We start from the raw sequence: 12,270 nt of genomic DNA on the forward strand, positions 1-12,270 counted from the left end.
TTTCCGTCCTTTTTCAACTCAAGCGCGAGTCACGCGACATGAACAGTCTCGAACTGCCTACCTCTTCCGGTGCGCTGGAACGCTATACGCTTGCCGGCACGCCGCTGCCCGAAGTCGATCATGCCGCGCCCTTCAACCGCATCGCGCTGTCGGCGGCGCACGTGGTCGCCGATCCCTTCGCGAACGCAGATCCTTCCGGCGGCGGCTGCATCGACTGGGACAAGACGCTCGAATATCGCCGCTATCTCGCGGGGCTCGGGCTCGGCATTGCCGAAGCGATGGATACCGCGCAGCGCGGCATGGGCCTCGACTGGCAGGAAGCGCTGCAACTGATCCGCCGCACGCGCGCGGAGCTCGCCGATTCGCGCGTGCCGATCTTCAACGGCTGCGGCACTGACCATCTCGATCCCGCATCCGTCGATTCGCTCGATGCCGTGGTCAGCGCGTATCTGCAACAGGTCGATGCCATCCAGACAGCCGGCGGCCGGCTGATCCTGATGGCGAGCCGCGCGCTGGCCCGCATCGCGCGAACGCCGGACGACTACGCGACGGTGTATCGCCGGGTGCTGGCGCAAGTGGAGCAGCCGGTGATCCTGCACTGGCTCGGCGACATGTTCGATCCCGCGCTCGCCGGCTACTGGGGCACCGACGATCTCACCGCCGCCCGCGACGTGGCGCTCGAAGTCATGCGCGAATCCGCCGCGAACGTGGACGGCATCAAGGTCTCGCTGCTCGACAAGCAGCGCGAGATCGACATGCGCCGCCTGCTGCCCGACGGCGTGAAGATGTACACGGGCGACGACTTCAACTACCCGGAGCTGATCGCCGGCGACGAAGCGGGGTACTCGCATGCGCTGCTCGGCATCTTCGACGGCATCGCGCCCGCCGCATCGGCCGCGCTCGCCGAACTCGCCGCTGGACGCCGCGAGCGCTTCGACGCGATTCTCGCGCCCACGCTGCCGCTGTCGCGCCACATCTTTCGCGCGCCGACGCGCTTCTACAAGACGGGCATTGTGTTTCTCGCGTTCCTGAACGGCCATCAATCGCATATGACGATGCTCGCGGGTCATCAGGCCATGCGCCCGCTGCCCTATTTCGTCGATCTCTTCAAACTCGCCGATGCCGCGGGCCTGCTGCGCCAGCCGGAACTCGCGGTCGCGCGCATGAAGCGCTTTCTCGCCGTCTACGGCGTGTCCCAGGACTGAAGGAGACATTCGATGGGACAACTCATCGCGCGCCGCGACGGCGCCGTGCTGACGCTGGAACTGAGCAATCCGCGCAAGGCGAACGCGCTCGACTTCGCGATACTCGCCGCGCTCGACGAGCAGATCGCGCATATCGAGGAAGACGAGCGCATTCGCGCCGTAGTCTTGCGCGGCACCGAAGGCGGCGCATTCAGTTCAGGCGCGGACATCCGCGAATGGTCCGCGCTGGAGCCGGAAGTCTTCGCGCGCAAATGGGTCGGCGAAGGCAACGAAACGTTCCGGCGCTTCGAGCGCCTGCGCTGCCCGAGCGTCGCGCTGATCGAAGGACTGTGCTTCGGCGGCGGGCTGGAGCTTGCGCTGTGCTGCGATCTGCGGCTCGCCACGGACGCCGCGCGGCTGCGCTTTCCGGAAGTCGCCATCGGCGCGATTCCCGGCTGGGAAGGCGGCGACCGCCTGCAGCGCATCGCGGGGCGCGCGCGCGCGCTCGAAGCCGTGCTGCTGTCGCGCGAGATCGATGCGCCGACCGCGCTGCACTGGGGCGTCGTCAATGCCGTTTGCGCGCCGCAGGACGCCGGCGCGCGCCTTGCCGACTGGACCGCGCGGCTGTGCGAGGTATCGCCGCGCGCCGCCGCATCCGCCAAGGCGCTCATCCTCGATGACACGAAGGACGCGCGCATCGCCTATCCGCGAGCCGCGCTCGACGTGCGCAACAGCGCCGACGCGCAACGCGGCATCGACGCCTTCTTCGCTAAAACCACTGCCGTCTTCTAAACCATGAACGTTCTCTTCCAGCGCACGCATCAACGCTCGTTCGGCACGTGGCCGCTACAGGGCCGGCAATTGCACGACGCCATCGCCGCCGCCATCGAAACGGGTTATCGCGCGATCGACACCGCGCAGCTCTACGACAACGAACTCGGCGTCGGCTCGGCGCTGCGGGCGATCGGCGTGCCGCGCGACGAGTTGTGCATCACCACGAAGATCGCGCCCGCCAACGATTCCGGCGAACGCTTCATGCCGACGCTGCGCGAAAGCCTCGACAAGCTGAAGGTCGAACAGGTCGACGTGCTCCTGCTGCACTGGCCGCCCGCCGACGGCGACGTCGCGCCTTCGGTGCGAAGGCTCGAAGAGGCACAGCGCGCTGGACTCACGCGGCATATCGGCGTGAGCAACTTCACTGCCGCGATGATGCGCGACGCCCGCGCCGCGACGACGCTGCCGCTCGTCACGAATCAGGTCGAGTTTCATCCGCTGCTGGACCAGCGCATTTTGCTGCGTGCCGCGGCCGAGACCGGCATTCCGCTGTCGTCGTATTGCTCGGTCGCGCGCGGCGAAGTCTTCAAATATCCGCTGTTCGGCGAGATCGGCGCGCAGTACGGCAAGAGCGCCGCGCAGATCGTGCTGCGCTGGATTCTCCAGAAGGGCGTGCCGGTCAACACCATGTCCACGCAGCGCAGGAACATCGAGGCCAATTTCGATGTAATGGACTTCACGCTGTCGAGCATCGACATGGAACGCATCGATGCGCTGAACGCGACGAACTACCGCATCGTCAATCGGGACCGGGTGCCGCATGCGCCCGATTTCGACTGATCGCGACGCAGGCTAGCCGACAAGGACAACGACATGAGCCATTCCCTGCTTTACGAGGAGATCGAACCGGGTCTCGCCTTCGCGACATCGGGCATCGTGGTGACGGAAAGCCACGTGGTGCAATTCGCGGGCATTTCGGGCGATTTCTTCGATGTCCACATGGACGATGAATTCGCGCGCGGCGTCGGCTTTCCGGGGCGCGTCGCGCACGGCCTCCTGTGCCTCGCGATGGTCGACGGCCTCAAGAACCGCGCGGCCACGCAACTGGCCGCCGTCGCGACGCTCGAATGGACGTACCGCTTTCACAAGCCTGTGCTGATCGGCGACAGGATTCAGGGGCGCATCGCCGTGCTCGACAAGCGGCCGACGCGGCGCGCCGATCGCGGCATCGTGCGTCTGCAGGTGGAAGTGCGCAACCAGGACGGCGTGCTGATCCAGGACGGCATCAACGTGCTGATGGTTCGCGCTTGCGCGGACGGGCCACGAGGAACGATGAAATGAAACGTGCAAACCTGACCGATCCGGACGCCATGGCTGCCGCGATCTTCGACGGCGCGGTCGTCGTATTGAGCGGCTCGGGCGGCGGCCTGGTCGAACCCGATCACATCACGTCGGCCATCGAGCGGCGCTTTCTGGCGACCGGGCATCCGCGCGATCTCACGCTGATCCACGGACTCGGCATCGGCGACGGGCTCAGCAGCGGCGTCAGCCGCTTCGCGCACGAAGGCATGGTAAAGCGCGTCGTCGGCGGTCACTGGACGTGGTCCAAGCCGATGCAGAAGCTCGCCCGCGAGGAGCGCGTCGAAGCCTACACGATGCCCGCGGGCGTCATCCAGACGCTGATCCGCGAAGCGGGCGCGGGGCGCCATGGCCTCGTGACGCACATCGGTCTGGACACCTTCGCCGATCCGCGTCACGGCGGCGGCCGCGTCAACGCCCGCGCACGCGACGATCTTGTCGAAGTCATCACGCTCGGCGGCAAGGAACTGCTCTGGTACAAGCCCTTCGAGATCGATTTCGCGATCGTGCGCGGCACGACTGCGGACATGCAGGGCAATCTCACGTCGCGCGAGGAACCCGCCGACATCGACGCGTTCGCCGCCGCGCTCGCCGCGCACAACGCGGGCGGCCGCGTGTTCGCGCAGGTCCGCGACGTATCCGCGACGCCGATCACGCCCGCGCGCGCGGTAACGGTGCCGGGCGTGCTCGTCGACGACATCTGCGTCCACGCCGAGCAGAAACAGACGACCGGCGCCGCCTACGATCCCGCCATCAGCGGCGAGTTGCCCGCGCCGGATACGCGCACGCCGCCCGCGTTGCCGCAAGGCATCCGCTACATCATCGCGAAGCGCGCTGCGCAAGAACTGATGCCGGGCGCGTGCGTCAACTTCGGCTACGGCCTGCCCGACGGCATTCCGGCCGTCGCGCATGCGGCGGGCGTCGATATCAGCTGGACGGTCATCGAACAGGGTTCGCACAACGGCGAGCTGCTCGGCGGCGACCTCTTCGGCGCGACGCGCCATGCGAGCGCCATCCTCAAGTCCAACGACCAGTTCGATTTCTTCAGCGGCGGCGGCATCGACATCGCCTTTCTGGGCATGGGCGAACTGGATGCGCAAGGCAACGTCAACGTGTCGTGGCTGGGCGAGAACATCGTCGGGCCGGGCGGCTTCGTCGATATCACGCAGCGCACGCGCAAGGTCGTGTTCTGCGGCACGTTCGAAGCGAAGGGGCTGGACGTGGAACTCGCCAACGGACAGGTGCATATCCGCCGCCACGGCGCGGTGCCGAAGCTCGTGCCGCAAGTGCGCCACATCACGTTCAGCGGCAAGCGGGCGCGCGCCGATGGCCAGCAGGTGCTCTACATCACGGAGCGCGCCGTGTTCGAGCTCGCCGCCGACGGCTTGCGGCTGATCGAAGTCGCGCCGGGCGTGGACCTCGTGCGCGACGTGCTCGAGCGCATGCCGTTCGACGTGGCGCTGCATCCGTCGCTGCGCGAGCGCAAGGAGCACGCATCCCATGCATCGCACGCGGCGGCATCCAGCGAAGGCTGACCGGAGATATCGATGGATTTCACGCTCGGCGACACGCAGAAGATGATGATCGAAACGGCGCGGCGCTTCGTGCGGACCGAGTTGCAGCCGCTCGAACAACAAGTGGAAGACGAAGGCGCGCTGCCGCACGATATCGCGCGGGGTCTGCAACAGCGCGCCCGCGCGCTCGGACTGTACGCGGTCAACATGCCCGCCGAACTCGGCGGCGGCGGCCTGAATACCGTCGATTCGATGCTCTGCGAGGAACAGTTCGGCCATAGCTCGGACATTCTCGTGCGGCGCGCGTTCGGCAACGTCTACGACGCGCTGCTCGCCTGCGAAGGCGAACAGATCGACCGCTGGCTCCGGCCATCGGTGGAGGGCGAGCGCACGTGCGGGCTCGCGATCACCGAAACGGGCGCCGGTTCGGATGCACAAGGCATCAGAACAACGGCGCGCAAGACGGCGTCGGGCTGGGTGCTCAACGGCAGCAAGCACTTCATCAGCGATGCGCAATGGAGCGACTTCTTCCTCGTCTCGGCGCGCACCGGCGAAAAGGAAATCTCGCTCTTCGCGGTGGACAAGAACCTGCCCGGCTTCACGCTCGGCAAGGATCAGCAGATGATGGGGCTGCGCGGCACGCCGCATCACGAACTCTTTTTCGACGATGTCCCGCTCGAACCGATGGCGCTCATCGGCGGCCAGGGCGAAGGCTTCAGGCTGGCGATGAACATGCTCGGACGCGTGCGGCTCGCGTTGATCGGCGCGCGCGGCATCGGCAAGGCGACCCACGTGCTGGAGATGATGATCGAATACGCGGGCGAGCGGCGGCAGTTCGGCACGCGCATCGGCGACTTCCAGATGATCCAGCAGCTCATCGCCGATAGCGTCATGGAAATCAACGCGGCGCGTCTCATGCTGCTCAACACCGCCGCGATGATGGACGCGCAACAGGACGCGCGCGAGTGGATCTCGATGGTCAAGGTGCAGGCGTCGGAAACGCTCGGGCGCGTGGTGGACCGCGCGGTACAGGTGTTCGGCGGCATGGGCTTCTGCAAGGAGCTGGCCATCGAACGCTATTACCGCGATGCGCGCGTCTACCGCATCTTCGATGGGACGTCGGAGATTCATCGCGGCATCATCGCGCGTCAGGCGATGAAGCGCGGCGCGGCGCTGTTCGATCTTCACCGCTAGGACCGACATCGACATGAGCAAGGTCATTTCCGCCGACGCAGCCGCGCAACTGCTTCACGACGGCGATATCGTCAGCATCAGTTCGTCGAGCGGCCTCGGCTGTCCCGACAAGGTGCTGGCGGCCATCGGCGCGCGCTTCGAACGCGAGGGTCATCCGCGCGGCATCACGACACTGAACCCGATCGCGGCGGGCGACATGTACGGCGTGAAGGGCATCGATCATCTCGCGCGGCGCGGGCTGCTCGCGCGCACGCTGGCCGGATCGTATCCGAGCGGGCCGTCGTCGCTGCCGATGCCCGACGTGTGGCGCATGATCGTCGACAACGAGATCGCGGCGTACAACGTGCCGAGCGGCATCCTCTTCGACATGCATCGCGACGCCGCCGCGCGCCGCCCCGGCGTGCTGACAAAGGTCGGCATGGGCACCTTCGTCGATCCCGAACTGCAAGGCTGCGCGATGAACGCCGCCGCGCGCGCGAAGCCGATCGTGCGCAAGGTGTCGTTCGACGGCGGCGAATGGCTGTATTTTCCGGCCATCGCGCCGCGCGTCGCGATCATCCGCGCGACCACCGCCGACGAAGCCGGCAATCTCTCCTACGAGCACGAAGGCGCGCTGCTGGGCGGTATCGATCAGGCGCTCGCCGCGCGCAACAACGGCGGCATCGTGATCGCGCAGGTCAAGCGCGTGGCGCGATCCGGCACGCTGCGGCCGCAAGACGTGCGCGTGCCATGCAATCTGGTCGATTACATTGTCGTCGATGCGGATCAGTGGCAGACCACGCAGACGCCGTACGATCCCGCCATCAGCGGTGAAATCTCATTGCCGATGCACGCGTTCGAAACCACGCCATGGGGCCCGGAAAAGGTCATCGCACGCCGCGCCGCGATGGAACTCGCGCACGGCTGCGCGGCCAATCTCGGCTTCGGCATTTCGGCGAACGTGCCGCGCATTCTGCTCGAAGAAGGTCTGCACGGCGAAGTGACATGGGCGATCGAACAGGGCGCGGTCGGCGGCGTGCCCTTGCTCGGATTCGCGTTCGGATGCGCGTCGAATGCGGATGCCATCGTGGCGTCGCCGAATCAGTTCACGTACTTTCAGGGCGGCGGCTTCGATATCGCGCTGCTGTCCTTTCTTCAGGTCGATGGCGACGGCAGCGTGAACGTGTCGCGGCTCGCATCGAAGCCGTATCTGACGGCCGGTTGCGGCGGTTTTGTCGATATCACCGCGCATGCGAAACGCATCGTGTTTTCAGGTTTCTTCACGGCCGGCGCGAAACTCGACGTGGGCGGCGGCACGCTTTCGATTCTCGCGGAAGGCCGCACGCGCAAGTTCGTCCAAAGCGCCGAACAGATCACGTTCAACGGGCGCATCGGACGCGAGCGCGGGCAGCGCGTGACGTATGTGACGGAGCGCTGCGTCATCGAGTCGAGGGACGATGGCCTGACCGTGTGTGAGATCGCGCCCGGCGTGAATCTGCAACGCGACATTCTCGATCAGGCCGACATTGCATTGAAGGTCGCGCCCGATCTTCGCACGATGGACGCCGCGCTCTTCACCGATGCGCCGTTCGGGCTGCGGCTCAAGCCGGACGTGCAAGCGCGCTCATAGCAGCTCAGCAGCACGCGAACAGGCGCTCGCGGCAGATGCGCAGGGTCTCGTCGGCGGGGCGCGCCCACCAGTCGAGCCGTGAGAAGATCTCCACTTCGACGGGACCGCCGAAGCCCGCGCGCTCCACCGCCGCACGCAGACGTCGAAGGTCGATCACGCCATCGCCCATCATGCCGCGATCCTGCAGCGGATCGCGCGTCTGAACGAGCCAGTCGCAGACATGCAGCGCGAGTATGCGTCCCGCCGCCCGCGCGATGGCCGGCATCAGCGCCGGATCCCACCACACGTGATAAGCGTCGATGGCCACGCCGAAATGTCCGTCGCGCGATGGATCGAGCGTGTCGCACCAGTCGAGCGCCTGATCGAGCGTGTTGAGCAGGCTGCGGTCGGCGGCATAGACGGGATGCAGCGGTTCCAGCGCGATGCGCACGCCCGTCTCCTGCATGGCCGGCTGCAACGCGGCGAGGCCGTCGAGAATTTGCGCGCGTGCATCGTCGATATCGCGCGAACCGGGTGGCAGGCCGCCCACCACCGCGACCAGCACCGGCGCGCCGAGCACGGCGGCGGCTTCCAGCGCGCGGCGGTTGGAGTCGATGGCCGCGCGCCGCCCCGCCGCATCGTTCGCCGCGAAATACGCAGTGCGGCAATATGCGTTGACCTTGAGGCCCGCCGCGCGAATGGCGCTGGCCGCAGCTTGCGGTTTCGTCTCGTCGATTTCCTGACGCCACGGCGTGATCCAGCCGAAACCCTGTTCGGCAATGCGCGCCGCCGTCGTCTCGATCGCCTCGCGATAACCCAGCGTGGCGGTGTTGATGCAGCAGAGATCGCCGCGTCCGTTCAAGTCGCGCATGGTCGTCCTCAGAAGCGCTGGATCATCAGGCCGCCGTCGACGCGCACTTCCTGCGCCACGGTGTACGGCAGCAGCCCCGCCGCCATCGTGCGGATCACGCGCGCGACGTCTTCGGGCTGGCCCCAGCGCGGCGTGGCGGTCATGCCTTCGGCGATCAGCGCATCGTACTTGCCCTTCGACGGCGCGGTCATCTCCGTGAGAATCAGTCCGGGCTGCACCTCGAATACGCCGATGCCGTGCGACGCGAGCCGCAGCGCGAAGAGACGCGCCGCCATCGACGATGCGCTTTTGGACATGCAGTATTCGCCGCGTTCGACGCTCGCCACCACCGCGTTCGACGACGTCACGAACACGATGCTGCGCGCGCCTTCCTCGGTGGGCGGTCGCGTTGTCATCGACCGGGCGACGGCCTGCGTCAGAAAGAACGTGCCGCGCGTGTTGATGTCGAAGCAGCGGTCGTAGCTTTGCGCGTTCACGTCGAGCAGATCGCCGCGGTTCAGCACGGACACGCCCGCGTTGTTCACCAGACAATCGACGCCGCCGAAGCGTTCGTCGATCGCGGCGAGCACGCCCGCGTGCGCGTCGATATCGCTGATATCGAGGTCGAAGCTCGCGCAACGGCGCCCGAGCGCTTCGACTTCGGCTTCGAGCGCGCGCAGCCGGCCGGGGTCGTTCAAGGCGATGGCGGCGATATCGAAGCCTTCGGCGGCGAGCGCCAACGCGACGGCGTGCCCGATCCCGCGCGAGGCGCCGGTGACGATTGCGGTTCTGCTCATGCTCATGCCTTAAGCAATTGACGCGCGATGATGACGCGCTGAATCTGGTTCGTGCCTTCGTAGATTTGCGTGATCTTCGCGTCGCGATAGAGACGTTCGACTTCGTAGCCGCGAATGTAGCCGCTGCCGCCGAAGATCTGGATGGCGTCGCTCGTGTGCTGCACGGCGGCGTCTCCGGCGAAGCATTTCGCCATCGACGCGGCAGCGGTCGCCTCGACGCCCGCATCCATTTTCGATGCCGCCGAGCGCACGAGCAGGCGCGCCGCTTCGGTGTCCTTCGCCATGTCGGCGAGCATGAACTGGATGGCCTGGAACTCGGCAATAGGCTGGCCGAACTGCTTGCGCATCTTCGCCTGTTCGATGCCCGCCTCCAGCGCCGCCTGCATGATGCCGACGGCCAGCGCGCCGATGCCCACGCGCCCTTTCTCGAGCACGCTCATCATCATGTGGAAGCCGCGCCCCTCGGTGCCGAGCAACGCGTCGGCGGGGAGTTTCACATCGTCGAAATGCAGTTCTCCGACTTGCGACGCGCGCTGCCCGAGCTTGTGCTCTTTCGGCCCGCGCGATACGCCCTTCGACGCGCAATCCACGATGAAGATGCTCATGCCGCGCTTGCCCGCGCCGGGGTCGGTGCGTGCCAGCACGAGGGCGACGTCCGCGACGGGCGCATTGTGTATCCATAGCTTCGAGCCGCTGAGCGACCAGCCTTCGCCATCGCGCACGGCCGTGGTCTTGACGCCGGAAACATCGCTGCCCGCGCCCGCTTCGGTGATGCAGTACGCGCCTTTCGATTCCGCGCGCACCAGCGGCCCGAGCCAGCGGTCGATCTGCGCGGGCGTGCCGTGCTTGCCAAGCAAGGTGCCGAGCAGTTCGACGAGCCCGCACTGATCCGCCACCGACGAGTAACCGCGGCTCAACTCTTCCATGACGATGGAATAGGCGAGGCAGTCGAGCCCCGCGCCGCCCATCGACTCGGGCACGGTGATGCCGAAGAGGCCGGTTTCGCCCATCTGCCGGTATATGTCGGCAGGAAAGCATTCTTCGCGGTCCAGCCGCTCTGCTTCAGGGCGGATGACTTCATTGGAAAAGCGCCGGGCCATGTCGGCGACCTGTTGATGCTCGGTGGAAAGAATCACCTCGTCTCCCTTCGTCATGCGCTAATTTGACGTTACTTTATGCCTGTTAGATCGATCTAGCAAGCGGGTAATCGTCGCGGGATTCGAGGGGATGTTCTCGGCTGATTGGGTGTGATGGCATTCGTTGCACGCCGGTGCATGCCGGCGTGCGAACCTCGAAAACGCGTCAGCCGCGCGCTTCCGTACCTTGCAACGCTTCATGCGTGTGAGCATGTCTCGCGCCATATTTGAGTTCGAAATGCGCGCCTTTGCCGCTTCGCGTCGGCGGGAAATGCTCGCCTTCGACGCACGTCACTTCAAAGGTATCTTTGCCGTCGTCGTGAACCACGGCATAGATGCCCGAGACTTTTACGATCTCGCCGGGCTCGTATGAATTATCGCCTGCCATCTTCTTCTCCAGAGTCAAAGGACATTCAATCCACAGCAACCACCGTGCCAAGCACAGGCACGTTTATTTCGGATGTCTGATTACCCGCTCAAAGCGCCATTGCTTCGATCGCATCGCCGATACGCTCGACATCATCGTAATGAACCATATGCCCGGAGCCCTGCACGACTGAAAGCACGCTCTGTCCAATCGCCTTGGACAAGCGCCCCGACTGCGACTCTGGATCAGCGATCTTGTCGTCGCTGCCCGCGAAGATGCGCACGGGTACATCGATCTCACCGTATCGCTCCGACATCCAGGCCGCAGCCGGAATCATGTACGCGGCATCTTCCGCGGTCGCGCGCATCTGCGACGGGCGCAAGACCAGTTCGCGCGGCACATACGTATGAAACGAATCGGGGACGGCGCGCGGTGCGAACATCGCATCGATCGTGCGGTCGTACATCATGCGGCCGACGATCGGCGAGACGGTATAGCGCATGACATCGCCAAGCACCGGAATCGCGGCAGGCGCGCTGATCGCAACGTCCGCGCGCGGCGTCGGATAGAAATAGCCGGAGATCAATGTAATCCCGCGAATGTCCATCTTCGGATCGAGCGCCATAGCGGTCGCGACGAGACAGCCGAGCGAATGCCCGACGATGAGCGCATCCGGCAGGCCCAGCTTCTGCAGCGCCCGCTGGATCAACGCGGCCTGAGCCTGCGGTGTCCACATGCGATCGCGTGGGCGGCTGCTATGTCCGAAGCCGGGACGATCGAATGCGATGACGCGATGCCGCGCCGTCAGGCGATCGAACATGCCACTCGCGAAGTAATCCTGGGCCGTGACAAGATTGCCATGCAGCAGTACGACGATGGGGCCTTCGCCTTCATCGAGATAGTGAAGGCGCACGCCATCGACATCGATGAACTGTCCGAAGGGCGGAAAATCGCGCTCCGCACGGCGCGCCCGCATGGCGGTCCACGCCGCGATGCCGATCGACGCGGCCGCCGCGCCGCCGAGCAGCGCGTTCCGCAAGAGCGTTGAATTTTTTTTCGATGTGACTCGCATAGTCGGTGCCTACCATTGGTTGGGTACAACTGTATGACCTGGTTTGCAATGCGTGTACCCGCGCGCCCGGCCAAAGCGCCGCGATTACGAGACTGCACAGCAAGCTTTCGGCTTCATGGCATACGCGTTGCTGATTCGCAATCAGACCGATGTCATCGAACCGCTTCGATCATCGGCCCTTTCTTCAACGCGGCCCGTGCGCCGCGTCACGCCAGTGCGATTTCCTGCTCTGAGACCGCGGCAGCATCACCGTAAGCGACTGCGTTCGGGTCCTCTTGGTGGCTGTCACCCAATCCGTTCACCTTTTCATGATTCGCGCCAGGCCCGTGAAGGGATACGTGCGCGCTAAAGGAGTCCTTCAAATGTTCGTGCATAACAAACGTCTGCAATACACCGTCCGTGTCGCCGCTCCGAATCCGGGTCTCGCCAATCTTC

The 12,270-nt window shown here is 65.5% G+C and carries 13 protein-coding genes; 8 read left to right on the top strand and 5 right to left on the bottom strand.

From position 1 onward, the window contains the following. Window positions 1-38: 38 nt before the first annotated feature. The 7 genes from AWB77_RS30480 to AWB77_RS30510 are packed head-to-tail and all read left to right on the top strand — an operon-like array spanning window position 39 to window position 7,634. Window positions 39-1,205, top strand: coding sequence for a dihydrodipicolinate synthase family protein (locus tag AWB77_RS30480; protein WP_061138202.1), 1,167 nt, complete (start codon window positions 39-41; stop codon window positions 1,203-1,205). Between the two features lie 12 nt (window positions 1,206-1,217). Then, entirely contained in the window at window positions 1,218-1,976 is a 759-nt protein-coding gene (locus AWB77_RS30485; protein ID WP_061138203.1) for an enoyl-CoA hydratase/isomerase family protein, read from the top strand. 3 nt (window positions 1,977-1,979) lie between these two features. Further along, on the top strand, window positions 1,980-2,798 hold the full coding sequence (locus AWB77_RS30490; RefSeq protein ID WP_061138204.1) for an aldo/keto reductase: 819 nt from the start codon (window positions 1,980-1,982) through the stop codon (window positions 2,796-2,798). Between the two features lie 33 nt (window positions 2,799-2,831). Then, window positions 2,832-3,299 carry a MaoC family dehydratase gene (locus AWB77_RS30495; RefSeq protein WP_061138205.1) on the top strand — a complete coding sequence of 156 codons (468 nt, stop codon included), beginning with the start codon at window positions 2,832-2,834 and terminating at the stop codon, window positions 3,297-3,299. Then, window positions 3,296-4,852 (top strand): CoA-transferase, encoded by a 1,557-nt coding sequence (locus tag AWB77_RS30500; protein ID WP_061138206.1) that lies wholly within the window; start codon window positions 3,296-3,298, stop codon window positions 4,850-4,852. Before AWB77_RS30495 ends, AWB77_RS30500 begins: the two co-directional genes overlap by 4 nt. Window positions 4,853-4,864: 12 nt before the next feature. Then, on the top strand, window positions 4,865-6,025 hold the full coding sequence (locus tag AWB77_RS30505; RefSeq protein ID WP_061138207.1) for an acyl-CoA dehydrogenase family protein: 1,161 nt from the start codon (window positions 4,865-4,867) through the stop codon (window positions 6,023-6,025). 13 nt (window positions 6,026-6,038) lie between these two features. Continuing rightward, window positions 6,039-7,634, top strand: coding sequence for an acyl CoA:acetate/3-ketoacid CoA transferase (locus AWB77_RS30510; RefSeq protein WP_061138208.1), 1,596 nt, complete (start codon window positions 6,039-6,041; stop codon window positions 7,632-7,634). Window positions 7,635-7,638: 4 nt separating this feature from the next. Here the strand turns inward: AWB77_RS30510 and AWB77_RS30515 are convergent, their stop codons facing one another. From AWB77_RS30515 to AWB77_RS30535, 5 genes are all read right to left on the bottom strand, one after another. Continuing rightward, window positions 7,639-8,484 (bottom strand): sugar phosphate isomerase/epimerase family protein, encoded by an 846-nt coding sequence (locus AWB77_RS30515; RefSeq protein ID WP_061138209.1) that lies wholly within the window; start codon window positions 8,482-8,484, stop codon window positions 7,639-7,641. Window positions 8,485-8,492: 8 nt separating this feature from the next. Then, window positions 8,493-9,260, bottom strand: a complete 768-nt coding sequence (locus AWB77_RS30520) for a 3-ketoacyl-ACP reductase (RefSeq protein ID WP_082852789.1) — start codon at window positions 9,258-9,260, stop codon at window positions 8,493-8,495. A gap of 2 nt (window positions 9,261-9,262) precedes the next feature. Further along, on the bottom strand, window positions 9,263-10,414 hold the full coding sequence (locus tag AWB77_RS30525; RefSeq protein WP_244158708.1) for an acyl-CoA dehydrogenase family protein: 1,152 nt from the start codon (window positions 10,412-10,414) through the stop codon (window positions 9,263-9,265). A gap of 148 nt (window positions 10,415-10,562) precedes the next feature. After that, window positions 10,563-10,784 carry a hypothetical protein gene (locus tag AWB77_RS30530; RefSeq protein WP_061138211.1) on the bottom strand — a complete coding sequence of 74 codons (222 nt, stop codon included), beginning with the start codon at window positions 10,782-10,784 and terminating at the stop codon, window positions 10,563-10,565. Window positions 10,785-10,872: 88 nt separating this feature from the next. Next, window positions 10,873-11,835 carry an alpha/beta fold hydrolase gene (locus tag AWB77_RS30535; protein WP_061138212.1) on the bottom strand — a complete coding sequence of 321 codons (963 nt, stop codon included), beginning with the start codon at window positions 11,833-11,835 and terminating at the stop codon, window positions 10,873-10,875. 362 nt (window positions 11,836-12,197) lie between these two features. Here AWB77_RS30535 and AWB77_RS36205 point away from each other — a divergent pair. Continuing rightward, the coding region (locus AWB77_RS36205; protein WP_208601583.1) for a manganese catalase family protein at window positions 12,198-12,270 on the top strand (73 nt) is incomplete at its 3' end.

The sequence above is a fragment of the Caballeronia fortuita genome (assembly GCF_001544835.2).
In the GTDB taxonomy this organism is placed as follows: Bacteria; Pseudomonadota; Gammaproteobacteria; order Burkholderiales; family Burkholderiaceae; genus Caballeronia; species Caballeronia fortuita.

Coding starts and splice junctions, on each gene's coding strand:
- AWB77_RS30480 (WP_061138202.1), top strand. CDS start 39: ATGAACAGTCTCGAACTGCCTACCTCTTCCGGTGCGCTGGAACGCTAT.
- AWB77_RS30485 (WP_061138203.1), top strand. CDS start 1,218: ATGGGACAACTCATCGCGCGCCGCGACGGCGCCGTGCTGACGCTGGAA.
- AWB77_RS30490 (WP_061138204.1), top strand. CDS start 1,980: ATGAACGTTCTCTTCCAGCGCACGCATCAACGCTCGTTCGGCACGTGG.
- AWB77_RS30495 (WP_061138205.1), top strand. CDS start 2,832: ATGAGCCATTCCCTGCTTTACGAGGAGATCGAACCGGGTCTCGCCTTC.
- AWB77_RS30500 (WP_061138206.1), top strand. CDS start 3,296: ATGAAACGTGCAAACCTGACCGATCCGGACGCCATGGCTGCCGCGATC.
- AWB77_RS30505 (WP_061138207.1), top strand. CDS start 4,865: ATGGATTTCACGCTCGGCGACACGCAGAAGATGATGATCGAAACGGCG.
- AWB77_RS30510 (WP_061138208.1), top strand. CDS start 6,039: ATGAGCAAGGTCATTTCCGCCGACGCAGCCGCGCAACTGCTTCACGAC.
- AWB77_RS30515 (WP_061138209.1), bottom strand. CDS start 8,484: ATGCGCGACTTGAACGGACGCGGCGATCTCTGCTGCATCAACACCGCC.
- AWB77_RS30520 (WP_082852789.1), bottom strand. CDS start 9,260: ATGAGCAGAACCGCAATCGTCACCGGCGCCTCGCGCGGGATCGGGCAC.
- AWB77_RS30525 (WP_244158708.1), bottom strand. CDS start 10,414: ATGACGAAGGGAGACGAGGTGATTCTTTCCACCGAGCATCAACAGGTC.
- AWB77_RS30530 (WP_061138211.1), bottom strand. CDS start 10,784: ATGGCAGGCGATAATTCATACGAGCCCGGCGAGATCGTAAAAGTCTCG.
- AWB77_RS30535 (WP_061138212.1), bottom strand. CDS start 11,835: ATGCGAGTCACATCGAAAAAAAATTCAACGCTCTTGCGGAACGCGCTG.